Below are 23,356 nucleotides of genomic sequence, written 5' to 3' on the forward strand. Positions count from 1 at the left end.
GCGGTCATTTAGAAACACCTTATGTCTGGAGGGTGCTTCATGTTCATGATGTGGGCGAAAGACCCTCTGCAGTGGTTGTGGTCCAATTCGGGACAAGGCGGCAAAAGTTTAGTCGCTAAACCTCTCTCGCTCCCTGTAGCTTGTGACCCTTTCGGACGTTGTGGGCATAGATGAAAACGGTCTTCCGCATATGAAACACAGTCCAGACGTCGATTTTGATCGGGAGGCGTAGGCTGTGGATAGTGCTGGTGGAGAGGCAGCATGACCGAGGCGTTGACTATCTGGACATACGATTAGGCCTGAGGGCAAATCTGGTCCCCGTGGCTATGTTCGAAACATCAGACTGCGCTGGGCATGCGAAGAGGCTGGTTTGGACTACGAGGTCAGGTCCGTCTCGTTCAATAACCGCGGACCAGAGCACTTTTCGCGTCAGCCTTTTGGCCAAGTGCCTTTCGTAGAAGATGGCGGCATAACCGTGTTCGAAAGCGGGGCATGTCTTCTGTATCTGGCGCGAAAAAGTGAAAAGTTGATGCCTCGCAACCCCAAGGGCGAGGCAGAGACGCTGGAATGGACGATTGCCGCGCTCAATTCAATTGAGATGGTTACGGTGCCTTGGTGGTTCGTCGGCATGTCCAATGACACGAGCAACCCGCTCGAAAACTGGATGCTCCAGCGCTTGAAACAACTGAAAGCTGTGCTGGTGCAGCGTGAGTGGCTTGCCGCTGGACAGTTTACCGTTGCCGATATCCTGATGACGGACGTGCTTCGGAAACCGAAGGTAATGGCTGCCGGTGATTTTCCGGCAATACGATCCTACGTCGATCGAGCCTGCGCGCGTCCTGCTTTCAAAAGAGCCTACGACGGCCAGATGGCGCATTTCGCTACGGGCGATAAGTAAGAGGCAATGCACGACGGAGCGTCACAGAGCGCGACGCCAAGGGCCGAGAAAACGTTATGGCGTGGGCGGCCAAAACTAAACTTGGTGCGGCTTCTCACGGCTAGGCAAGCCGTATGGCCAAACCGAGTTTCACGCTCGTTAGGTCAATTGTATGCACAACATGCTCATGGTCCGGCCGCCAGCGACAGCAGCGGCAGGGCCGGCGCGTAGGATTCATAGCCGTCGCCGTCGGCAACGGCGAAAGTGACGATCGGATCGTTGCCGTTGGCGCTGAAGGCCACCGTGCCGTCCTCCTGCTCGCGCCAGAATTTCGCCCGCTCGATACCGGGCAGCAGCCGGCGGCAATTCGAAGCGACGGTCAACAGCGACAGGCCGTTCGAAACTTCGGCACCACGCCTGATCGCGCAAGCCGCCTCGTCGCCATTGGCCGTCAGTTTGAAATTGCTGGACGGCACCGCGTCATTGGCCGCACGGCTTTCACCCGTGCCGCCGTGAAAAAGCTGGACGCCGCCGAACAGCGCGGCGGCCGCTATCAAAGCAGGAAGCGTCTTCACTCTTTTCTCCGTGCTTTCGAAGCGCGTCGCGTTTGAAAGGATCATGCGGCGCGCCTCAGATCTTGCCCACGCATGTCGCCCCAAACCGCTGCGTATTTTTGGATTACATGCATAACGAAGTATGCAGAATGATTCCAAAGCGTTAAGCCGGCGTTAATAAGTGTGGCGGCCTGCCGCTCAAGCTCGCGCTTTGACGTCCGCCGTCTCCGGCACCGGCGTCAGCGCCTTCCTTTCCGAAAACCAGGAAACCAGGTTGTCGACGCAAAGGTCGGCCATGGCGCGGCGCGTATGTTCCGAGGCCGAGCCGACATGTGGCAACAGCGAGGTGTTGGGGGCGGCGAGCAGCGCTGGCGGCACATTCGGTTCGTCGGCGAAGACATCGAGCCCAGCGGCGGCAATGGTGCCGTTGGCAAGGGCTGCGGCAAGGGCAGCCTCGTCAACCGTGCTGCCGCGGCCGATGTTGATGAAGACACCGTTCGGGCCGAGCGCCGACAGTATCTCGGCATTGACTGCTTTTTCCGTTGAGGCGCCGCCGGGCGCCACCGAGATCAGCGTATCGACCGCCTCGGCGAGGCCCTTCAGGGTGCCGTGGTATTCGTAGGGCAGGTCTTCGACCTGGTGCCGGTTGTGATAGGCGATCGGCAGGCCGAAGGCCTCCAGCCGGCGTGCAATGGCGCGGCCGATGCGGCCCATGCCGAAGATACCGGCACGGCGGCCGCGCAAGGTCAGCCGGCTCAAGTGATAGTTACCGTGGCGCATCCAGCTGCCGTCGCGCAGCCATGTCTCGGCGCGCGGCAGGTCGCGGACGGTGTTGATCAGCAGGCCGAGCGCGGTGTCGGCCACCTCCTCGGTCAGCACGTCAGGCGTGTTGGTGACCATGATGCCGCGCTGTGCGGCGTGGCGGGCATCGACCGAATCATAGCCGACGCCGAAATTGGCGATGATCTCGAGGTGCGGCAGCGCATCGATGAGGGCCGCGCTGATACCGCCGAACGCGGCGATGCCGCGCACTGCCTTGCGCATGTCATCGCTAACCAGCGACGGATCGGCCCGTTCGATCCACACGCGGCTGAAGGTCCGGTCGATGCGGCCGACCGCGTGGTCGTTGAATTGGCCCGGCACCAGAATGGCGACCGCTTGCTGTTCGGCGTTTGTCATGCACGTTCCACCGGCTTGCCGGTCGACTGGCGCACATGCAGTTCCGGCTTGATCAGTTCCTGCGACGGCCGCACCATCTGGCCGTTGAGCTTGTCGAGCAGTGCGCTGGCGGCGCGGCGGCCGACCTCGCGCTGGCCGTTCCACACCGTGGTCAGCGCCGGCGTTGCGATCGCCGCTTCCTCGAGATCGTCATAGCCGGTGACCGAGATGTCAATGCCCGGCACCAGCCCGGCGCGCGCAATGCCGTTCATCAGGCCGATGGCGACGAGGTCGTTCCAGCAGCAGGCGGCGGTCGGCTTGTCCTTCAGCGCCAGGAACTGCCCGGCGGCCTCGAAGCCGGCCTGCTTGGTGCGCGGTCCGGCGATGCGCCAGGACGGCCTGACCTCCAGCCCGGCCGCCTCCATGGCGTTGACATAGCCCTGGTAGCGGTCGCGGCCGGTCGAGGTCTGGTCGGTGCCGCCGACCATGGCGATGCGCTTGTGGCCGAGCGAGATCAGGTGGTTGGTGGCAAGGCCGGTGCCGTAGGCGTCGTCGCCGCGAAAGACCGGCACGTCGGCCCCTTCGACGGTGCGCGCGATCAGCACCGCCGGCAGGCCGTTTTCCTCGGCCATGATGATGTCTTCGGGCGGCGTGCCGATGGCCGGCGACATGATGACGCCGTCGGCGCCGAGTTGTAGCAGCGTGTCGATGAAGGTGCGCTGCTTTTCGAGCTGATCGTAATGATTCGACAGGATGAAGGTCTGCCGGCTGCGGTCGAGCTCGCTTTCGATCGAACGCAGTATCTCGGCGAAGAAGGGGTTCATGATGTCGTGGACGACGACGCCGACAATGCCCGAGCGCGAGGTACGCAGGCTGGCGGCACGGCGGTTGTAGATATAGCCGATGGCGCGGGCGTGTTCCTTGATGCGGTCGCGGGTGGCGCCGGCAACCAGCGGGCTGTCGCGCAGCGCAAGCGAGACCGTGGCCGTGGACACGCCAAGCGCGTCCGCGATCGTCGAAAGCTTGATCTTCTGTGCCAGCGCGCTTCGCTCCCCGAGCTCAATTTTAAACTGTTTAAAGGCGGGCTCTTATGCCATCGATCGGGAGCAAATCAAAGTTTTTTTGCCAGTGCTTCTGCCTCCGCATCGAGCGTCGCGCGGCTGCGCAGGCGAAGCCGGTGCTCGCGATGAACGATATAGAGGCCGCTGGCGACGATGATGGCAGCGCCCAGCAGCGTCCAGCGGTCGGGAAACTGGTTGAAGACGATCCAACCGGAAACAATCATCCAGATCATCTGCGAATAGGGATAGGGTGCCAGAGCCGTGGTAGTGGCGAGACGATAGGCCTGGACCAGGAGCCAGTGGCCGATGGCGCCGAACACGCCGAGCATCAGCAGAATGAACCAGTGCCAGCCATCCTGCGGCAGGGAAAGCGAAAACGGCAGCATGGGCAGGAGCAGCACGGCTGGCGCCAGTGCCGAAAACAGGATGAGGCTCTCGGAGGTTTCGGTCGCCGACATCCGGCGCGTCATGATGACGTAGAAGCAGTTCGACAGCATCGAGCCGAGCGCGAAGAGATGCCCGATGCCGAAAACGCCGACGCCCGGCCGGGTGATGATGAGGACGCCGACAAAGCCGCTCAGGATCGCCAGCCAGCGCCGCCAGCCCGCCCATTCGCCGAGCAGCGGACCGGCAAGCGCGGTGATGACCATTGGCGCGAAGAAGTAGATCGAAGTGGTTTCGGCCAGTTGCAACGTCCGCAGCGCCATGACGTTGCATATGGTCGATCCGAACAGGAAGGCGCCGCGCAGGATATGCGCCGCCAGGTTGCTGGCGCGAAAACGCGACGGCTCGCGCCATCCGCGCAGGAAGAGGCCGACAAGCAGGACATGGACGGCGAAGCGGACCCAGGCGACGATCAGCGCCGAGACGCCGGCCAGGACAAGGTATTTGCTGCTGGTGTCGAGGAAGGTGAAGAATATGTAGACGCAAAGCATGCAGAGCATCGCCGCCGGAGGCGTCGCGCTATCGTCTTGTCTTGGGGAAGCACTCAATTTCAGGCCGGAAGGGAAGCAAGGGTAATGAACCACCTTTTGCGGGAATTGTCGCCCGCCGGCAAGCCGATTATCGCCCCTCGCCGGGCCAAAAGAGCCTGGTACAACAAGCACTTCCGACAGGCTCAGCCTTTGTTTTTTTCATGCCGTTGTCCCAAAACCGCCACGCACTTTTGGGCGGCATGCATCAGGCGTGCATGCGAGCGCCCCTGGTGATCTTGTCGACGAGCTTCTTTTCGGCACGAAGCGCGATACCGACGACCTTGGCATCGCCCGGCGAAAATTCTGCGAAGACAGCGCGGTTCGCCACGTCGTGACCGGTCGAAAACATCTCGTCGACATAGAGCGATGTCGTCACGCCGCGCTCCAGCGCCCGCCGATGGATCGTGCCGAGCGTCTGGCTATCGGCCGAAAGTACGATGACGGGCTGGATCGAGAGCGGGTTGTAGATGTTGCCGGCGCGGTCGCGGTAGGGCTCGCCGATGATGTCGGGAAATTGCGCGACGATGCCGCTGGTCAGGAAGGCGGTGACATTGAGCTTCTGCCAGACGGGAAGATCGTCCTTGAGCACGATTGCAAATTTAATATCGAACATGAGACAGTTGCCAGTTCAAGAGTGGGGCCAATTCGAGATGTGAATGAAGCGATGCCGCACGATCTAGACCGGGAGGCCCTTCAGGGTCTTGGACGTTTGTGCGTCGATGCAGCCGAAAACTGCATCGTGCCGGCGCCCGGTGCTGCCGGCATGGAGCGCATCGAGGCGCGGTTCCACGGCAATGCCTTCGATCTGCATCGCCACGATACCTATGCGATCGGGGTGACGCTGCATGGCGTGCAGAGCTTCCGCTACCGCGGCGCGACGCATCATAGCCTGCCTGGCCAGGTCATCGTGCTCCATCCCGACGAATTGCACGATGGCGGCGCGGGCACGGAAGAGGGCCTGCGTTACCGGATGCTCTATCTGGAGCCGTCGCTGATGCTGGACTGCCTCGGCGGCGCCTCACTACCTTTCGTCAGCGACGCCGTGGTGAGCGACCGGGTTTTCTGTGCGACGCTGCTTTCGGCGCTGGGACCGCTGGACCAGGAACTGGACGAGCTGTTTGTCGTCGATTTCATCACGCAACTGACACAAAGCCTGGCTCGGCATGCCGGCCGGCCGGCGAAGCCGGTGGCGAAAACGGCATGGCGCGCCGCCAGCCTGGCGCGCGACTATCTGGAGGAAAATTTCGCGCGGACCGTGCGTTCCAACGAGCTGGAAGCGATCACCGGACTCGACCGGTATGCCTTGTCGCGGCATTTTCGCGCCACCTTCTCGACCAGCCCACACCGGTTTCTTTTGATGCGCCGGCTGCAACGGGCACGCCGCATGATCGAGGCCAACGAGCCGTTGGTGCAGATCGCCATTGCGGCCGGCTTCAGCGACCAGAGCCATTTTATCAGGCATTTCAAGAAGGCGTTCGGCGTCACGCCGGGACGCTGGTCGACACTGACCCGCCGCCCGCCGGCAGCGGCCGCCTGAGGCCGCGTATCATTCGTCGAGGTCGATATCGTCGTCGATGAGCACCAGCTCCTCGTTCGAAAGGTTCGCCTCGATGCGGGCAAGCAATTTGAACAACGTCTTCTGGTCCTTCTTGTCGAGGCCCTTCAGCGCCTGCTTCTCGGTCTTCTTCACCGATTTCTCGATGGCGTGAATGATTTCGCGGCCGGTGTCGGTGAGAAAGATATGAGCCTGGCGGGCATCGTTCATCGAGGCGCGCTTCTCCAGGAAGCCCTGCGCCTGCAGCCGGTTTATGGTCTTGGTGATGGTCGGCGGGCGCACGCCGAGACGGCCGGCAAGAGTGCCGGGCGTCTGGCCGTCCTCGCGGTCGAGCGCCAGCATGATCTGGTCCTGGCCGGCATAGAAGCCGTGCGCCAAAAGCCGCGCCGCGAGTGCCGTGCGTGCCAGCCGCGCCGCCGAATGCAGCCGGCTCATTGTCGCAGTCTTGTCCGCCTTGGCCATGGTCATCCCCTCTTCGGCCGAACCGGTGCGGCCAGCATAGGCGCAGCCGCCCGGTTGGCAATCGACGATCAAAAAGATTCCGGCGCCGTGAAACAGCTTTGCCGGCAAGCATTGCGCCCGCCGTGGTGAATGCCAGATGTTTATTTCAGTTAGATGACAAACGACTTTTGGCGCGGGAGGATTTTCCAGCCGGCATCAAACTGGCTCAGCCGGCCTTCACGGCGACGATCATCAAGGCCTGATAGGCATCCGCCATCTCACGCAGCGCCGCCTGAGAGCGTGGTCCGGCCTGTTGTGCGATGCCGTCTTGCGCGTTCGACGTGTCGCGTTTGCCGGAACGGTCGTTGTAGGGCGCGACCGTGGCGAAGATCTGATCGCTGAGGCTGTCGGGGAAAAACAGCTGGCCGGTCATCACCGAATTGTCGTCAGGAAAGACCTTGAAGTGGATGTGGGTGGTGCGGCCGCGATACCAGCCGGGATAGATGGTGGCGAAGGAAACGATGCCGCTGTCGTCGCTCTTCTGCCAGCCGCGCAGAAAAGTCTGGCCGGAGGTGTCGACATCCTGGCCGTCGCCTTGTCCGGGATAGCCGGAATAATGCCCTTGCGCGTCGCAATGCCAGATATCGACGCGCGCGCCGGCAAGCGGACGACAGGCCGCGTCGACGATCTGCAGCCGCACATTGAGGGCGATGCCCTTCTTTCCCTCGGTGATGTCGACGCGTTCGAGCTTCGGGTCGAAGTAAAACGGCCCCTCGGTCACCTCCGGGGTGATGGCGCAGACGCCGGCGCCGGCGTCGAACAGGGCAAGCCCGGCGTACGGCGAGGATTGCGCGGCCATCGCTGCGGCCGGCAGGAAAACGCCGCCGCCGGCGGTGACGGCGATGAGGCTCAACGCCTGACGCCTGTTCAAGGAGGATAGCTTGTCGGACATCTGGCGCCTCTTTAATGCGGTTCGAGCAGCCTCCCGCCTGCGTATCTAGGCCGCAGCGTCCGCTCGTGCCAATGAAAGTTCGGTAATGTCGGCAGACCTTTTGGCCTATCGGTTTGCCGCGTGCAAAACGGCCGGGGGCATCCTATATGGAGCCAACAATCCTTTACGAGGCCCCGACATGAGCGACGTACAGACGCAGATTCCCGTAACTGTTCTCACCGGCTATCTCGGCGCCGGCAAGACGACGCTGCTGAACCGCATCCTTTCGGAAAACCATGGCAAGCGCTACGCCGTCATCGTCAACGAGTTCGGCGAGATCGGCATCGACAACGAATTGATCGTGGAATCCGATGAGGAAATCTACGAGATGAACAATGGCTGCGTCTGCTGCACTGTGCGTGGCGACCTGATCCGCGTTGTCGAAGGCCTGATGCGCCGGCCCGGCCGCTTCGACGCCATCGTCGTCGAGACGACCGGTCTCGCCGATCCGGTGCCGGTGGCACAGACCTTCTTCATGGATGACGACGTCCGCTCCAAGACCAGGCTCGATGCGGTGGTGGCGCTGGTCGACGCCAAGCATCTGCCGCTTCGGCTGACGGATTCCAGGGAGGCCGAGGACCAGATCGCCTTCGCCGATGTCGTCGTGCTCAACAAGACCGATCTGGTCACGCCGGAAGAGCTGAGCAAGGTCGAGGCGACGATCCGTGCCATCAACCCGGCGGCAAGGATCCATCGCACCACGCGCGCCGGCGTGGCGCTGGGCGAGGTGCTCGACCGTGGCGCCTTCGACCTCTCGCGGGCACTGGAGAACGATCCGCATTTCCTGGAGTCCCATGACGGCCACGATCATCACCATCATGACCATGACGGGCATGACCACCACCATCACGCTCACGCCTCCGACATCCATGACGTAACGGTGCAATCGGTGTCGCTGCGCGGCGGCGAGCTGGACCCGAAAAAATTCTTCCCGTGGATCGAGAAGATCACCCAGATGGAAGGCCCGAACATCCTGCGGCTGAAGGGTATTCTCGCTTTCAAGGGCGATGATGAGCGCTACGTCATCCAGGGCGTCCACATGATCATCGAGGGCGACCACCAGCGCGCCTGGAAAGACGGCGAGAAGCACGAGAGCCGGCTGGTCTTCATCGGCCGCGAGCTTGATGCCGAGCGGCTGAGGAAGAGTTTTGAGGCCTGTCAGGCTGCCGCCTGATTTCCAGACCAAATTTGTAGCGTTAGCGCTGCCCCTCATCGGCCTACCGACACCTTCCCCCTATAGTGACAGGGAGAAGAGGGCCGCAATGCTGGCAACCCCCTCCCCGTCCTTGCGGCGAGAGGGTAAGGGTGAAGGGCAGCAGAAATCTTGAATGGAATAGCCGCTCATGCCAACCGTCGCCCCGCTTGATCTCGAAGGCCATTGCGTCGCCGCCGTTTTTCTTGGCGACGTGCCGCATTTTGCGCTGGCCGACGGCGCGATCCACCGGCTCGACCACGGCCACAAGACGGTGCAGGCCAATGACGGGCTGCTCGCCGCCTTCCACGATGTTGCCAACGACCGGCTGATCACCGGCGGCGAGGACGGCAAGGTGTTTGCCGTCACCGCTGGCGGCAACGCCACAGAACTGGCAACCGCGGGCAAAAAGTGGATCACCAGCGTCGCCGCCGGGCCGCAAGGCGCCGTCGCCTATGCCTCGGGCAAGACCGCCTTCGTGCGCTTTGCCGACGGCAAGATCAGGGAATTCGCGCATCCGCGTTCGGTCGAGGGGCTGGCGTTCTCGCCCAAGGGCATGCGCTTCGGCGTCGCCCGCTACAATGGCGCGACGCTGCATTTCCCGGCAGCCGAAGGCAAGCCGGTCGAGCTCGAATGGGCCGGCGCCCACACCGGCATCACCTTCTCGCCGGACGGCGCTTTCCTGGTCACCACCATGCAGGAAAACGCGCTGCATGGCTGGAAGCTCGCCGACGGCAAGCACATGCGCATGAGCGGTTATCCCGGCAAGGTCAAAAGCCTGTCGTGGGCGCCTAAGGGAAAATGGCTGGCAAGTTCCGGCGCGCCGGCGGCGATCGTCTGGCCGTTTTCGGGCAAGGACGGGCCGATGGGCAAGGCGCCGCTGGAACTCGGCACGCGCGGCAATGCTATGGTGACCGTGGTCGCCTGCCATCCGAGCCAGGATGTCGTTGCCGTCGGCTATGACGACGGCATGGTGATGGCGGTGCGTTTCGCCGACGCCAAGGAGGTGCTTTTGCGCCGGCCGGGCAAGGGCGCTATCACCTCGATGATGTGGGACAGGCAGGAGCGCCGCGTTGCCTTCGGTAGTGCTGTCGGCGATTGCGGTGTCATCGATATCTCGGCGTGACCTAGGCTTTTTACTCGGCTCCGCACGACACTTTGCCGGTCAATTCAACCGGCTTGCCGTCCTTATTGGCGTCGGCCGCGGCATCATAGATGGCAAGTGAATAGCGCCAGTTATAAAGCCCTTGCGGCCAATTGCGGTTCTGGATGCCGATTGGCTAAAGTGGCTGACGAGAGGCCCTTGATGAACATCTTCGACAATTCAAAACCTTCGATCGGAGGGGTCAGCCCCGCCCGTATCGCCGAGGTGCGCGAGGCTGAAGCTGCGATTTTCCGCAAGGCGCGGCCAAAATCGGCGGCGAAGATCGGCAATGGCCTGCCCGGTTTCTTCGGCGGCGTGCCGATGCATTGGATGAACGACTGGCCGACGCCGTTCCCGATCCTCGTCGACAGCGCCAAAGGCGCTACCATCACCGATATCGACGGCAACCGGCTTGACGATTTCTGCCTCGGCGACACCGGCTCGATGTTCGGCCATTCGCCGCCGCCGGTCGCCCGCGCCATCCGCAGGCAGGCCGGGCGCGGCTTGACCTACATGCTGCCTTCCGAAGATGCGCTCGCCATCGGCCCGTTGCTGCAGCAGCATTTCGGCCTGCCCTTCTGGCAGATCGCGACGACGGCGACCGATGCCAACCGCTTTGCGCTGCGTGTTGCCCGCGCGGTGACAACCAGGGAAAAAATCCTGGTCTTCAACGGCTGCTATCACGGCTCGGTCGACGAGACGATGGTGCGGCTGGTCGGCGGCAGGCCGTTCAACCGGCCGGGCCTGGCCGGCGAATTCCGCGACCTGACGCGGGCGACTGACATCATCGAGTTCAACGATCTGCCAGCGCTGGAGGTGGCACTGCGCGACAAGGATATCGCCTGTGTCATCACCGAGCCGGTGCTGACCAACTGCTGTATGGTGCTACCCGAGCCCGGCTTCCACGAGGCACTGCGCAAGCTGACGTGCGCGGCCGGCACGCTGCTGCTGATCGACGAGACGCACACGATCTCGACCGGCCCCGGCGGCTTTACCAGGAAATACGGGCTGCAGCCGGACCTGTTCGTGCTCGGCAAGCCGATCGCTGGTGGCGTGCCGGCAAGTATCTGGGGCATGAGCGAAGACGTCGCCTCGCGCTATGCCGCCTATTTCAGGACCAAGGAGCCGGGTTATTCCGGCATGGGAACGACGCTGTCGGCCAATCCGTTGCAATTCGCAGCGATGCGCGCCACGCTGGAAGAGGTGATGACCGACAAGAATTACGCTCATATGGACCATCTGGCACGGCGGCTCGACGCCGGGTTGACAGCCGTCATCGACCGCTGCCGCCTGCCCTGGCATGTCAGCCGTGTCGGCGCCCGCGTCGAGTTCATCTGCGCGCCCGACCCACTGAGGAACGGCGGCGAGGCGGAAGCTGCGCACGCGCCGGAGCTCGAAGCGGCGATCCATGTCGCGCTGGTTAATCACGGCGTGCTGATCGCGCCCTTCCATAACATGATGCTGATTTCGCCGGCGACCACCGCCCTCCAGGTGAACCGGCTGATCACCGCTTTCGGCGCGGTTGCAGCAAGGCTTGCGGCATGAGACAAGCGCCAAAGCAAACCTTGAGTGCCATCATGACCTCACCTTCGGGCTCGACGCCCGCCGAGGCGCAAGGCTTTCTCGACGCCCATCCCGAAATCGAGGCCTTCGACATCGTCCTGACCGACGCCAATGGCGTCGGGCGCGGCAAGATCGTGCGCCGGCATGAGTTGAAGAGCATCTATGAGAATGGCCGGCACATGCCGATCTCGATCCTCGGCCTAGACATCACCGGCGAGGATGTTCACGAGACCGGGCTGATCTGGACGACAGGCGATGGCGACCTGCGGGCATGGCCGATCCCCGGCACGCTGGTGCCGTTGTTCGGCACGCAGCCGGCGCGCGGCCAGGTGCTGATGACGATGTACCATCTCGACGGCCAGCCGATGTCCTCCGATCCGCGGCTGGCGCTTGCAAGGCAGGTGGACATACTGACGGCCAAGGGCCTGCATCCGGCCGGCGCCTTCGAGCTCGAATTCTTCCTGCTCGCCAACGAGCGCGATGCCGACGGCAAGGTGCGGCCGGCGCACGCTGTGCTTGATGGCCGCCGTTCTGCCAAGACCGAGGTCTATTCCGTCGACCATTTGCACGGCATGGAACCGCTGTTTTCCGACATCTATGCCGCGGCCAGGACGCAAGGCATTCCGGCCGAGACGGTCATTTCGGAATATGCGCCCGGCCAGTACGAGCTGACGCTGAACTACCGCAAGGATGTGATGCGGGCGGCCGACGACCTCGTCATGCTGAAGCGGCTGGTGCGGGCGCAGGCGCGCCGCCATGGCGTCACCGCTTGCTTCATGGCCAAGCCGATCGAGCAATATGCCGGCTCCGGCATGCATTTCCACGTTTCGCTGCTCGACGATGCCGGCAGGAACGTGTTCACGGAGGCTGGCGGCGAGACCTGGTCCTTGCCGCTGCTGCGCGGCCTCGGCGGCCTCATCCAGACCATGGCGGAATCGATGCTGGTGTTCGCGCCGCATGCGAACTCATGGCGGCGCTTTGTCTCGCAGTCCTACGCTCCGGTGGCGCCGACCTGGGGCGTCAACAACCGTTCGGTGGCTCTGCGCGTGCCGGCGGGTGATGCGAAAAACCGCCGCATCGAGCACCGCCCTTCCGGCGTCGATGCCAACCCCTATCTGGTGGCGGCAACGGTGTTGGCCGGCATCGTCAAGGGCCTCGACGAAGGCCTCGATCCCGGCCCCGAAACCACCGGCAATGGCTATGAATCGGCAGTCACGCGCACCACCATGCCGGTGGATTGGCGCGCCGCCATCGAGGCGGCGAGGGCGTCGACCTTCCTCAAAGGGGCGTTGGGCGAAGACCTGCACCGGACCTTCGTGGCGATCAAGCAATCAGAATATCTGCGCGTGGCGCGCACGGTCAGCGAGCTGGACTATCACCTCTATCTGCATGAGGTGTAGGGCGCGTCTGCGTCGAACCAACTTCGGCGGAACCTTTCTGTGGGTTCGCTCATTCCGCATCTGGTCACAGGAGCGGACAGGATGCCGACAAATCCCGCGCCACATCACGACAAGGTGCAGGCAAGAGGCTGGCCGAAGCGTGGGCCGCCTGAGGCGGCGGAGGTCGACGGCGCAACCACGATTGCCGAACTGAGCGAGGTGGCGAAAACCTGCCGCCGCTGCCCGCTATGGCGCAACGCGACGCAGACGGTGTTCGGCGAAGGGCCGGAGAATGCCAAGGTGATTTTCGTCGGCGAACAGCCTGGCGATCAGGAGGATCTGGTCGGCAAACCTTTCGTCGGTCCGGCGGGCAGGGTCTTCGATGCAATCCTGGACGACGCCGGCGTCGATCGGCTGAAAGTCTACGTCACCAATGCGGTCAAGCATTTCAAGTTCGAGCCGCGCGGCAAGCGGCGCATCCACTCCAAGCCGAATGCCGGCGAGGTGCAGGCCTGCCGCTGGTGGCTCGACAAAGAGCTCGATCTGATCAAGCCCAATCTGGCGGTGGCGCTCGGCGCAACAGCGGCGCAGTCGCTGCTCGGCAAGGCTGTGCCAATCATGAAGATGCGCGGCAAGGTCGTGGAACGTGCCGACGGCCTGCGCGTGTTCATCACCATCCACCCGTCCCTGCTGCTGCGCATACAGGAAGCGGAGGACAAGCAAGCCGAACGCGAGCGGTTCTTGCAGGACATGAGGGCGGTGAAGACGCTGATGGCCGCTTAAGCCTATCTGATCAGGATCGCCCTCAGATCATTGACATTCGTCCCGGTCGGGCCGGGCACGAAAAGATCGCCGATGGCATGGAATGCCGTCCAGGCATCGTTGCCGGCGAGCATGGCCTTGGCATCGACGCCAGCCGTCCGCATCCGCGACACCGTCGAGCCGTCGGCGAAGGCGCCGGCATTGTCTTCCGAACCGTCGATGCCGTCGGTGTCGGCGGCCAGCGCATGAATGCCTTGCGCGCCGCTGATGCCGACGGCGAAGGCGAGCAAGAATTCCGAGTTGCGGCCGCCCTTGCCTTTCGCCCGCAAGGTCACCGTCGTTTCGCCGCCGGACAGGATCAGCACCGGTTTTTGGAAAGGCCGGTTGCGCGTCGCGACTTCGCGGGCGATCGCGGCATGGATGCCGCCGACCTCGCGCGCTTCACCCTCGATGGAATCGGAGAGGATGACCGCCTCGATGCCTTGCCGCCCGGCTTCCGCCGCAGCCGCTTCCAGCGACACGCCGGCCGAGGCGATCAGATGCACTTCGTTGCGCGAAAAGCGCGGATCCTCCGGGCGCGGCGCATCTGCGGCCGGCGAATTGATATGCGCCATGACCGAGGCCGGCAGCTTCATCCCATAGGCGGCGATCGATGCCAGCGCCTCTTCACGGCTGCCTGAATCGGGAACGGTCGGGCCGGAGGCGACCAGCGCCGGATTGTCTCCGGGAATGTCTGATACCACAAGCGAGACCACCTTAGCCGGGTAGGTGGCGGCCGCCAGCCTGCCGCCCTTGATGGTCGAAACATGCTTGCGGATGGTATTCATGGCGGCGATCGGCGCGCCGGAGGCGAGTAGCGCCTCGTTGACCGCGATCTCGTCGGCCAGCGTCAGGCTGGCGGCGGGCGAGGGCAGCAGCGCCGAGCCGCCCCCCGAGATCAGCGCCACCACCAGATCGTCCGATGTCAGCCCGCGCACCTTCTCGAGCAGCCGGCGCGAGGCTTCGAGGCCGGCGGCGTCCGGCACCGGATGCGCCGCCTCGACGATCTCGATGCGCTCGCATTTCGCGCCATAGCCATAGCGGGTGACGACCAGCCCTTCGATCGGGCCGTCCCATACCTTCTCGAAGGCAGCCGCCATCTGCGCCGAGCCCTTGCCGGCGCCGACAACGATGGTGCGGCCCTTCGGCCTCGCCGGCAAATGACTGCGGATCGTCTTTTCCGGGTCGGCGGCGGCGACGGCGGCGTTGAAGATGGACGTCAGGAAGGATTTGGGGTCTGTCATTTTGCTTCCGGCGGCAACGCCAGCTTGTGCGCGTCGATGCCGAGGTGGGCACATAGCGCATCGACGACGACACCGTGATCCTCGCGCTCCGGTAGCCCTGAGACGGCAACGACGCCGATGACGCCGGCGCCCTTGACGGTCACCGGAAAGCCGCCGCCGGCCAGCACGTAGTCGGCAATGTCCAAACCCTCGCCGACCTTGAAGCTGCGGTCGGGGCGCTGCTGCTCCAATACCATGCGATAGGTGCTTTTCAGGAACCGCCGCACGACGTTGATCTTGCGCCGCGCCCAATCGGGATTGGACGCGTTCGAGCCCGGCATTGCCGCATAGAACAGCGGCCGGTCGAAGGTTCTGACATCGACGATGATCGGCAGGTTTTCGGCCAAAGCCCGGTCGCGGATCGCCGAGCCTATCTGGAAAGCGACGGCCTCGTCAAAGGCCGAGAAAACGAGCGTGGTTTCTTGTTTCTTGATCAGAGCGATATCGTCCGCAACGGCCATTTTTCATCCTCCGGAATTGTCACGGCTCGTTTGTACGACAAGCTCTGTCGGGTCAAGCGTCAGCGCCACTTCCAAATTTGCCGGGCATGAAGCCGGTTGCTTCAGCTGTGTCGAGATTCAGGGCAAGCCGTCGGCATCACCTGAATCTCAACATACCTATGCCGCCATGTCCGACTTCGCCGCCCGGCCAGCGATATAGACCTCGCGTACGGCGCGGTCGTCGCCAAGCGTTTGCAGCAGAAACAGTTCCTCCGCCAGCGTCTCCGCCGTCTCCATCCTGAGCAGCATCGCCGGCGTGGCGCAGGCGTCGAGGACGACGATGTCGGCGTCTGTCCCTTCCTCCAGCGTGCCGACCTTTTCCGCGACCGACAGCGCCTCGGCATTACCACGGGTGAGCTGCCAGAAGGACTGGAACGGGTTGAGCTTCTCGCCGTTCAGCGCGATGATCTTGTAGCCCTCGTCCATGGTGCGCAGCATCGAATAGTTGGTGCCGCCGCCGACGTCGGTGGCAGCCGCGATCCTTAGCGGCTTTTCGCGACGGCGATAGCGCTGGTAGTCGAACAGGCCCGAGCCGAGGAACAGGTTGGAGGTCGGGCAGAACACCACCACCGAGCCCGTATCCGAAAGCGCATCCGCCTCACGTTCCGAAAGATGGATGCAGTGGCCGAACAGGCTCTTGCGACCCAGCAGCCCATAATGCTCGTAGACGTCGGTATAGTCGCGCGCCTGCGGATAGAGTTGCTGGGTAAGGGCGATCTCGGCGTGGTTTTCCGACAGATGCGTCTGCACGTGCAGGCCGGGATATTCGCGGCACAGCGCGCCCGCCATTTCCATCTGCTCGGGTGAAGAGGTGATGGCGAAGCGCGGCGTTATGGCATAGTGCTGGCGCCCCTTGCCGTGCCATTCCTTGATCAGCGCCTTGCTGTCATCATACCCCGACTGCGGCGTGTCGAGCACGCCCTCCGGCGCGTTGCGGTCCATCATCACTTTGCCGGCGATGTTGAGCATGTTGCGGTCATGCGACTCGGCGAAGAACGCCTCGGCCGAGCCCTTGTGCACCGAGCAATAGGCGGCGACCGTCGTCGTGCCGTGGCGCAGCATCTCATCGAGGAACAGCCTGGCGATGCGACGGCCATGCTGGGCGTTCCGGAATTTGGTTTCCTCGGGAAAGGTGTAGGTGTTCAGCCAGTCGAGCAGCTCGGCGCCGTAGGAAGCGATGACCTGCATCTGGGGAAAATGCGCATGCGCATCGATGAACCCCGGCAGCAGCAGATGCGGCCGATGGTCGATCTTTTTCGCCCCTTCGCCCGCCTTCCTCTCAACATCGGCATAGGCGCCTGCGGCAACGATCCTGCCGTCGCGGACGAGCAGGCCGCCGTCGTCCTCGTAGCGCCAGGCGGAATGATCGTCGATGCTTTCGGGCCAGCGCAGGAAGGACAGCGTGCGGCCGCGCAGAAGTGTGGTCATGCTTTTACTTTCCCGCACCTTCAAACCAGGCCACCAAGAGCGCCCGTTCCTTGTCGGTGATCTGGGTGACGTTGGCCGGCGGCATGGCGTGGCTGCGTCCGGCCTGCAGGTAGATCTCACGGGCGTGCTCGGCGATGCCGGCATCCGTATCCAGCATCACGCCCTTCGGTGCATGGTAGATGCCTTCGTAGGACGGCTCTGTTGCATGGCACATCGAGCAGCGGCCGAGCACGGTGTCGCGCACGGCGGGGAAATGCGCCGAGGCGACGTAGAGCTCGGCCGTCGAGGATGCCTTGACCTCGCCGGTCAGCGCCTTCGGCACCGTCGACAGCCAGATGATGACGACGAACAGGATGGCGGCGGCCAGCCAGGTCCAGGTCGGGTTGCCCTTGCGCGCATGCACGGTGTTGAAATAGTGCCGGATCAGCACGCCGATGATGAACACCAGCGAGGCGATGACCCAGTTGAACTGGGTGCCGAATGCCAGCGGGTAGTGGTTCGACAGCATCAGGAACAGCACAGGCAGCGTCAGGTAGTTGTTGTGCAGCGAGCGCTGCTTGGCGATCTTGCCGTATTTCGGATCGGGCTTCCTGCCGGCGATGAGGTCAGCAACGACGATCTTCTGGTTGGGGATGATGACCATGAAGACGTTGGCCGACATGATGGTTGCGGTGATGGCGCCAAGATGCAGGAAGGCAGCGCGGCCAGTGAACAGATGGGTGAGCCCCCAGGCGATGAACACCAGCACGCCATAGAGCACCAGCATCAGGCCGGTGTCGCTCCTGCCGAGCGGCGAACGGCATAGGAGATCATAGACCACCCAGCCGACGCCGATGGTCGCCAGCGACAGCAAGATGCCGACCGGCACCGACATGGCGAGCACATTCGGATCGATCAGGAACAGGTCCGCCCCGGCATAATAGACAACGCACAGCATGGCGAAGCCCGACAGCCAGGTGGCGTAGGATTCCCATTTGAACCAGGTCAGGTGCTCGGGCATTTCGGCTGGCGCCACCAGATATTTCTGGATGTGGTAGAAGCCGCCGCCATGCACCTGCCACTCCTCGCCGAAGGCGCCGGCAGGCATGCCCGGTCGCTGGCGCAAGCCGAGATCGAGCGCGACGAAATAGAAGGACGAGCCGATCCAGGCAATGCCGGTGATGAGATGCAGCCAGCGCACGGCGAAACTCAGCCAGTCCCAGAAAATCGCGAAATCCATCATTGAAAGATCGTCCCTGCCGATCAGGTGACTTTACGGACTGGAGCGCAAACGGAAAGAGCCGAGCTGCACGATGACTTTCAAAAAAAATTGGAAAATACTACAGCGGCGCGCGTCCACTTGGACGCGCAAAGGACGCTGTAGCACTTTTTATCTGGCGCATGATCCTTTCCGAAAATCGATTCCGATTTTCGGGGTCATGCGCTAGGCTGATCGCCGACAACCGGCGAAGGTGATTGCATGGCCTATCTCGACAACATCGCCGTCTTCGTCCGTGTCGTCGAGCTCGGCAATCTGTCGGCTGCCGGCCGCGACATGCGCATTTCGCCGGCGGTCGCCTCCAACCGTATCAAGGAGCTGGAAAAACACCTCGGCGTCAGGCTGTTCAACCGCACGACGCGGCAATTGATGCCGACCGAGCATGGCACGGTATTCTACTCCGGCGCCAAGCAGGTGCTGGAGGCGATCACCGAGGCGGAAGCCGCGGTCAGCGCCTTGTCCGGCCAGCCGCGCGGCACCATCCGGGTGACGGCGCCGCTCGGCCTCGGCCGGCGGCTGGTGGCATCCGGCATTCCCGATTTCCACGACAAATATCCCGATATCGAAGTGAGGCTGCGGCTTTCCGACCATAATGTCGATATCATGAAGGAAGGTATCGACGTTGCCTTCCGGCTGGGCATCATCGAGGATTCCAGTCTCAGGATGCGCGGCATCATGGAATGCGAACGGGTGCTGGTGGCGGCGCCGAAATATCTCGAGGCGCGCGGCGAACCGACCGAGCCACAGGAGCTGATCGGCAAGAAGCACGACTGCTTGATGCTGCGCTATGCCGGCGCGCGCGAATATGTGTGGACGCTGCAGACGGCCAATGGGCCGCAGAAATTCGAGGTACACGGGCCTTACGACACCGACGATGGCGACGTGCTGACCGGCTGGGCGCTGTCCGGACGTGGCATCATCAACAAGCCACGCTTTGAGGTCGAGCCGTTCATCCGCGACCAGCGGCTGAAGGTAATTTTGAGCAAAACGCCGCCGACGCCGGTGCAGCTCGCCGCCATCTATCCGCACAGGAAGCTGCAGGACCCGAAAGTGCGACTGCTGCTCGACTTCATGGCCGAGCGCTGCCAACGGCTGATCAAGGATATTCTGGCAGGCAAATGATGCGTAGCTCGAACTACCGTGGCAACGGCGCTACGATGCATCTCGCCGTTTCGCTGTTGCCGCGAAGAACTTCTTCCGAGGTGCCGGCCGCCGCCGGTCCGGATTTCAGCCATCTGGCCCGGTTCGTGCAAAAGGCCGAAGCAGCAGGGCTGGACATGGTGCTGCTTGCCGATTCTGCGCCGGTTGCTGGCAGCGACGCACCGAACGGGCAGGTGCCGTTCGAAGCGACGACCCTGCTGGCGGCACTGGCGACGGTGACCGACAGGATCGGCCTGGTCGCCGGGGCATCGACGGTTGCCCACCAACCCTACAATCTGGCGCGCCGTTTCGCCTCGCTCGACATCATCAGCCATGGCCGTGCCGGATGGAATGCGACGATAGTTCCTGAACCGCGCGAGGCGGCAAATTTCAGCCGCCCGCAAGGATTTTCCCGCGACGATTTTCGCCGGCGCGCGGAGGAATTCATCGACATTGTCCAGGGCTTGTGGAGAGGCTGGGATGCGGATGCCCTGCTGTTCGACAAGCGCGGCGGCCGCTTCTTCAATCCCGAAAAGATGCACCTTCTCGACCATAAGGGCGAGTATTTTTCCGTACGTGGGCCGCTGAACGTTGCACGCTCGCCGCAGGATACACCGGTGCTTGTCATGACCGGCCTGTCGGAGCCTGACATAGACATCGGCGCCCGCGTCGCCGATGTCATCTTGCTCGACGAGCAAACGGCCGAGCCCGCGAAAGCGCTCCATGACGATCTGAAGCGCCGCGCGCTTGCCTGCGGGCGCAGTCCGGGCGCGCTGAAGGTGCTGATGAACGTCGCGCCGGTGATCGACGGTACAGGAGCACAGGCGGAAGCCCGCGGTGCTGAAATCGCGGCCGGGCCGGAGGCCGTCGCCGACGGGCTCGAAGAGTGCTTCCGGTCGAAAGCTTGCGACGGTTTCAACATCCTCATGCCGCCGTCGGCGCTCGACGATTTCGTCGATCTCGTGCTGCCGGAGCTTCGTCGTCGCGGCCTTCTCCAGTCGGACTATCGCAATGCCACGCTGCGCTCCCATCTCGGACTTGACCCGGGGGATGACCAATGACCGCCCGTCGACGCCAGATGAAGCTCGGCGCCTTTCTGTGGGCAACCGGCCATCACATTGCTGCGTGGCGCCATCCGCAGGCGCATGTGATGGCGGGTGTCGACATCGAACATTACATCCAGCTGGCGCGGACGGCGGAGGCGGCGAAATTCGACCTCATCTTCTGCGAGGATGCCGCCGGCGTGCGCGAGGCCAATGCCGGCATCGCCAGCCAGACGTCACGCTCGATCGGCTTTGAGCCGATCAGCCTGCTGGCCGCACTCGCTGTCCAGACGAACCGCATCGGTCTCGTGGCGACGGCATCGACAAGCTACAACGAGCCCTATGGGCTGGCGCGCGCGTTTTCTTCGCTCGACCAGCTGAGCGGCGGGCGAGCCGGCTGGAACCTGGTCACCTCCGCCAGCCACATCGAAGCCGCCAATTTCGGCTCAACCGGCCTGCGCCCACACGCGGACCGCTACGAGCGGGCGCGCGAATTCGCTGCCGTGGTCGAAGACCTCTGGCGGGGCACCGGCGATGTTGCCGGACGCGATCACCAAGGCAAAAGCTTTTCGGTGCGGGACCCGCTCGACCTGCCGCGCTCACCCCAGGGCGCACCGGTCATGGTCCAGGCCGGAGCGTCGGACGAGGGCAGGAACCTTGCCGCCCGCACCGCTGATGTCGTGTTCACTGCGGCGCAGACATTCGAGGAGGCGAAAGCCTTCTACGACGATCTCAAGGGGCGCCTGGCGGCCTATGGGCGCGAGCCGGACGACATCAAGATCATGCCGGGCGTCGCACCGATCGTTGCGGCGACCGAAGCGGAAGCCCGGGCAAAGCATGAGGAACTGCAGCAACTGATCCCCGACGATGTCGGCGTTGCGCTGCTTTCCAGCTATCTCAGCATATCCGATCTGTGGCGCTATCCCATAGACGGACCGTTGCCGGAGCTTCCGGCAAGCGAGGGAATGCAGAGCCGGCAAGCTCTCGTCATCGAGCAGTCACGCCGGGACAACCTCTCCATCCGGGATTTGGCGCGCCACTTCGCCGGCGCTCGCGGCCACTGGCGCGTCGTCGGAACGCCGGTCCAGGTCGCCGACGAGCTCCAGGCACGGTTCGAGGGCGGCGCGGCAGACGGTTTCAACGTCATGCCATCCTATTTTCCTGGCGAACTCGACAGCTTTGCCGCGCTCGTCGTGCCAGAGCTGCAGAGGCGCGGCCTGTTCCGCAAGGATTATCAAGGCCACACGCTGCGCGAACATCTGGGCTTGAAACGCCCGATGTAGAATGAGCAGCTCCGCCAAGCGGAACGAAAGTGGCGCATCGCCGTTTTGGGCCGTACCGGTCGCGCGACGGTGAGGGCGTCTGCTCCGCAATTCGAGGCCACCCCTTCCACATGCAGCCCCCTCTGCAACCGACGCGGATGAAACCGCTACAGGAGCCAACCATGGATGCCATCGTCACCAGGAACGACCTGAAATCCAACGCCAAGAAAGAGTGTATCGATCTTCTCAATGCCCGCCTTGCCGACGCCATCGACCTGGCGCTGATCACCAAGCAGGCGCACTGGAACGTCAAGGGTCCGCAGTTCATTGCCATTCATGAGATGCTGGACATGTTCCGCAAGGAGATCGACGACCATGTCGACACCATTGCCGAACGTGCGGTGCAACTCGGCGGTACCGCGCTTGGCACGTCGCAGGAGGTGTCGAAGGCCACCATGCTGAAGCCCTACCCGACCGACATCCACAAGACCAGGCATCATCTGGCGGCGCTGATCGACCGCTATGCCGCGACCGCCAAGCTGACGCGGGCGGCGATCGACGAAGCAGCGGGTGCCGGCGACGCCGACACCGCCGACATCTTCACCGCCTATTCGCGTGCGCTCGACAAATTGCTGTGGTTCCTGGAAGCGCACACACAGGAAAACGAATAGCCGGAGAGAGCGTCAGCCGGCCATCGCCTTGCCGTGCAAGGCCGGACGCGGAGCGGCTGATGCCGTTGCGCGGATGGCCAGTGCCGTCATGATCTCGGCGGCGGCAAGTGCGGCGATCACCTGCGGACGCTTGTCCTTGACCGCATCGCCGCCGATCGGCGAGACGAGGCGGGCAAATTCCGCATCGCCGCCATCCGCCGACTTCAGGAACCAGTTCTTGAACGTCGCCTTCTTGGTCTTGGAGCCGATCATGCCGACATAGGCGGCATCATCGCGTTTCAGCGCCTCGGCGACGATCAGGAAATCCAGCGCGTGGTCGTGGGTGAGGACGACGAAGGCGGAGCCGGCCGGAGCCTCGCGCACCATTGCCTCGGGCATCGGCGTCAGGCTGGTTTCGATCGTTTCCGGCATGCCTTCCAGCGCCTCGGCCCGCGTCTCGACGACGACGACATGCACCGGCAACAGGGCCAGGGCCGAAGCCAGCGCCTGGCCGACATGGCCGCCACCGAAGATGTAGACGTGGGGCAGATGCGTTTCCTCGGCTTCGGCATTGCGCACCAATTCGGCAGCAAGGGCCTTATCGACCAACCGGATCGATATCTCGACCCTGCCGCCGCAGCACTGGCCGATTTCGGGCCCGAGCGGGATATCGAGCGTGGCGCGGGTAACCCTCCCGCTTGAGGGGAGGGTGGTGGCGAAGCCGTCGGGTGGGGTCGCCGCGGCAGTGCTCGACATTTTCTCAGGTCGCGCACTCCTTCTACCGACCCCCTCTGGCTGCTCCACTGCCATCTCCCCCTCAAGGGGGGAGAAAAGTATCTGCCGCGCCTTGTCGATCGCCATATATTCGAGCTGACCGCCGCCGATGGTGCCGAAGATACCCGTTGCCGAGACCAGCATGAAGGCGCCCTTCTCGCGCGGCGTAGAGCCTTTCGTCGCCGCAACCTCGACCAGCGCGACGCGGCCGGCATCGGCAAGAAAGGCTTTCAGGCTTTGCACTTTCGAGTTCATCTTTTGTATTCCCGGCTAGGAATATACAGTTTCTCGGCTCGGATTGCACGTTCTGCCCGGCTCTGGGGCGGCC

General features: G+C 63.4%; 23 protein-coding genes. 11 read left to right on the forward strand and 12 right to left on the reverse strand.

Annotated features, from left to right (window positions below):
• Positions 1–370: 370 nt before the first annotated feature.
• Positions 371–898, forward strand: a complete 528-nt coding sequence (locus EN859_RS14170) for a glutathione S-transferase family protein (protein WP_245525571.1) — start codon at positions 371–373, stop codon at positions 896–898.
• Between the two features lie 164 nt (positions 899–1,062).
• On the opposite strand, the gene EN859_RS14175 is transcribed toward EN859_RS14170, so the two are convergent.
• The 5 genes from EN859_RS14175 to EN859_RS14195 all read right to left on the reverse strand — a co-directional run bounded on the left by EN859_RS14175 (position 1,063) and on the right by EN859_RS14195 (position 5,237).
• Positions 1,063–1,452 (reverse strand): hypothetical protein, encoded by a 390-nt coding sequence (locus tag EN859_RS14175; RefSeq protein ID WP_189501957.1) that lies wholly within the window; start codon positions 1,450–1,452, stop codon positions 1,063–1,065.
• 177 nt (positions 1,453–1,629) lie between these two features.
• Complete coding sequence (locus EN859_RS14180; protein ID WP_127853482.1) at positions 1,630–2,610, reverse strand: 2-hydroxyacid dehydrogenase; 981 nt, start codon at positions 2,608–2,610, stop codon at positions 1,630–1,632.
• The gene (locus EN859_RS14185; RefSeq protein WP_127853481.1) at positions 2,607–3,629 is read right to left on the reverse strand and encodes a LacI family DNA-binding transcriptional regulator; all 1,023 of its coding nucleotides are present in this window, start codon (positions 3,627–3,629) and stop codon (positions 2,607–2,609) included. The genes EN859_RS14180 and EN859_RS14185 overlap by 4 nt, the downstream gene beginning before the upstream one ends.
• A 71-nt stretch (positions 3,630–3,700) precedes the next feature.
• Positions 3,701–4,585 carry a DMT family transporter gene (locus EN859_RS14190; protein WP_189501960.1) on the reverse strand — a complete coding sequence of 295 codons (885 nt, stop codon included), beginning with the start codon at positions 4,583–4,585 and terminating at the stop codon, positions 3,701–3,703.
• Between the two features lie 244 nt (positions 4,586–4,829).
• Positions 4,830–5,237 carry a DUF2000 family protein gene (locus EN859_RS14195; protein WP_127853479.1) on the reverse strand — a complete coding sequence of 136 codons (408 nt, stop codon included), beginning with the start codon at positions 5,235–5,237 and terminating at the stop codon, positions 4,830–4,832.
• 51 nt (positions 5,238–5,288) lie between these two features.
• Here EN859_RS14195 and EN859_RS14200 point away from each other — a divergent pair, with 51 nt between their 5' ends.
• The gene (locus EN859_RS14200; RefSeq protein WP_127853478.1) at positions 5,289–6,161 is read left to right on the forward strand and encodes an AraC family transcriptional regulator; all 873 of its coding nucleotides are present in this window, start codon (positions 5,289–5,291) and stop codon (positions 6,159–6,161) included.
• A gap of 9 nt (positions 6,162–6,170) precedes the next feature.
• On the opposite strand, the gene EN859_RS14205 is transcribed toward EN859_RS14200, so the two are convergent.
• Both EN859_RS14205 and EN859_RS14210 read right to left on the reverse strand, forming a co-directional pair.
• Positions 6,171–6,641, reverse strand: coding sequence for a MarR family winged helix-turn-helix transcriptional regulator (locus EN859_RS14205; protein WP_127853590.1), 471 nt, complete (start codon positions 6,639–6,641; stop codon positions 6,171–6,173).
• A 205-nt stretch (positions 6,642–6,846) separates the two neighbouring features.
• Positions 6,847–7,572, reverse strand: coding sequence for an intradiol ring-cleavage dioxygenase (locus EN859_RS14210; RefSeq protein WP_127853477.1), 726 nt, complete (start codon positions 7,570–7,572; stop codon positions 6,847–6,849).
• A gap of 178 nt (positions 7,573–7,750) precedes the next feature.
• Here EN859_RS14210 and EN859_RS14215 point away from each other — a divergent pair, with 178 nt between their 5' ends.
• From EN859_RS14215 to EN859_RS14235, 5 genes are all read left to right on the forward strand, one after another.
• Positions 7,751–8,785, forward strand: coding sequence for a GTP-binding protein (locus EN859_RS14215; protein WP_127853476.1), 1,035 nt, complete (start codon positions 7,751–7,753; stop codon positions 8,783–8,785).
• A gap of 169 nt (positions 8,786–8,954) precedes the next feature.
• Entirely contained in the window at positions 8,955–9,929 is a 975-nt protein-coding gene (locus EN859_RS14220; RefSeq protein WP_127853475.1) for a WD40 repeat domain-containing protein, read from the forward strand.
• A gap of 180 nt (positions 9,930–10,109) precedes the next feature.
• Positions 10,110–11,492 (forward strand): aspartate aminotransferase family protein, encoded by a 1,383-nt coding sequence (locus EN859_RS14225; RefSeq protein ID WP_127853474.1) that lies wholly within the window; start codon positions 10,110–10,112, stop codon positions 11,490–11,492.
• Positions 11,493–11,524: 32 nt separating this feature from the next.
• Complete coding sequence (locus EN859_RS14230; RefSeq protein WP_189501962.1) at positions 11,525–12,910, forward strand: glutamine synthetase family protein; 1,386 nt, start codon at positions 11,525–11,527, stop codon at positions 12,908–12,910.
• Between the two features lie 60 nt (positions 12,911–12,970).
• Positions 12,971–13,672: a UdgX family uracil-DNA binding protein gene (locus EN859_RS14235; protein ID WP_281015612.1), complete on the forward strand. Its 702-nt coding sequence runs from the start codon at positions 12,971–12,973 to the stop codon at positions 13,670–13,672.
• A 2-nt stretch (positions 13,673–13,674) separates the two neighbouring features.
• Here the strand turns inward: EN859_RS14235 and EN859_RS14240 are convergent, their stop codons facing one another.
• The 4 genes from EN859_RS14240 to EN859_RS14255 all read right to left on the reverse strand — a co-directional run bounded on the left by EN859_RS14240 (position 13,675) and on the right by EN859_RS14255 (position 18,123).
• A complete protein-coding gene (locus tag EN859_RS14240; protein ID WP_127853471.1) occupies positions 13,675–14,934 on the reverse strand; it encodes a glycerate kinase in 1,260 nt (419 codons plus the stop codon).
• Positions 14,931–15,434, reverse strand: coding sequence for a heme-degrading domain-containing protein (locus EN859_RS14245; protein ID WP_127853470.1), 504 nt, complete (start codon positions 15,432–15,434; stop codon positions 14,931–14,933). The genes EN859_RS14240 and EN859_RS14245 overlap by 4 nt, the downstream gene beginning before the upstream one ends.
• A 156-nt stretch (positions 15,435–15,590) precedes the next feature.
• The gene (guaD, locus tag EN859_RS14250) at positions 15,591–16,901 is read right to left on the reverse strand and encodes a guanine deaminase (protein WP_127853469.1); all 1,311 of its coding nucleotides are present in this window, start codon (positions 16,899–16,901) and stop codon (positions 15,591–15,593) included.
• Between the two features lie 4 nt (positions 16,902–16,905).
• The gene (locus tag EN859_RS14255) at positions 16,906–18,123 is read right to left on the reverse strand and encodes a urate hydroxylase PuuD (RefSeq protein ID WP_127853468.1); all 1,218 of its coding nucleotides are present in this window, start codon (positions 18,121–18,123) and stop codon (positions 16,906–16,908) included.
• 237 nt (positions 18,124–18,360) lie between these two features.
• Between EN859_RS14255 and EN859_RS14260 the strand changes: the two genes are divergently transcribed.
• The 4 genes from EN859_RS14260 (at position 18,361) to dps (ending at position 22,275) form a co-directional block, all read left to right on the forward strand.
• A complete protein-coding gene (locus EN859_RS14260) occupies positions 18,361–19,281 on the forward strand; it encodes a LysR family transcriptional regulator (RefSeq protein WP_127853467.1) in 921 nt (306 codons plus the stop codon).
• Positions 19,278–20,360, forward strand: a complete 1,083-nt coding sequence (locus tag EN859_RS14265) for an LLM class flavin-dependent oxidoreductase (RefSeq protein ID WP_245525572.1) — start codon at positions 19,278–19,280, stop codon at positions 20,358–20,360. Before EN859_RS14260 ends, EN859_RS14265 begins: the two co-directional genes overlap by 4 nt.
• Positions 20,357–21,625 (forward strand): LLM class flavin-dependent oxidoreductase, encoded by a 1,269-nt coding sequence (locus tag EN859_RS14270; RefSeq protein ID WP_127853466.1) that lies wholly within the window; start codon positions 20,357–20,359, stop codon positions 21,623–21,625. Before EN859_RS14265 ends, EN859_RS14270 begins: the two co-directional genes overlap by 4 nt.
• A 161-nt stretch (positions 21,626–21,786) precedes the next feature.
• The gene (gene dps, locus EN859_RS14275) at positions 21,787–22,275 is read left to right on the forward strand and encodes a DNA starvation/stationary phase protection protein Dps (RefSeq protein ID WP_127853465.1); all 489 of its coding nucleotides are present in this window, start codon (positions 21,787–21,789) and stop codon (positions 22,273–22,275) included.
• A 12-nt stretch (positions 22,276–22,287) separates the two neighbouring features.
• Here the strand turns inward: dps and xdhC are convergent, their stop codons facing one another.
• Positions 22,288–23,283: a xanthine dehydrogenase accessory protein XdhC gene (xdhC, locus tag EN859_RS14280; RefSeq protein WP_127853464.1), complete on the reverse strand. Its 996-nt coding sequence runs from the start codon at positions 23,281–23,283 to the stop codon at positions 22,288–22,290.
• Between the last annotated feature and the right edge of the window lie 73 nt (positions 23,284–23,356).

Source organism: Mesorhizobium sp. M00.F.Ca.ET.216.01.1.1, assembly GCF_004010325.2.
Taxonomy (GTDB): domain Bacteria; phylum Pseudomonadota; class Alphaproteobacteria; order Rhizobiales; family Rhizobiaceae; genus Mesorhizobium.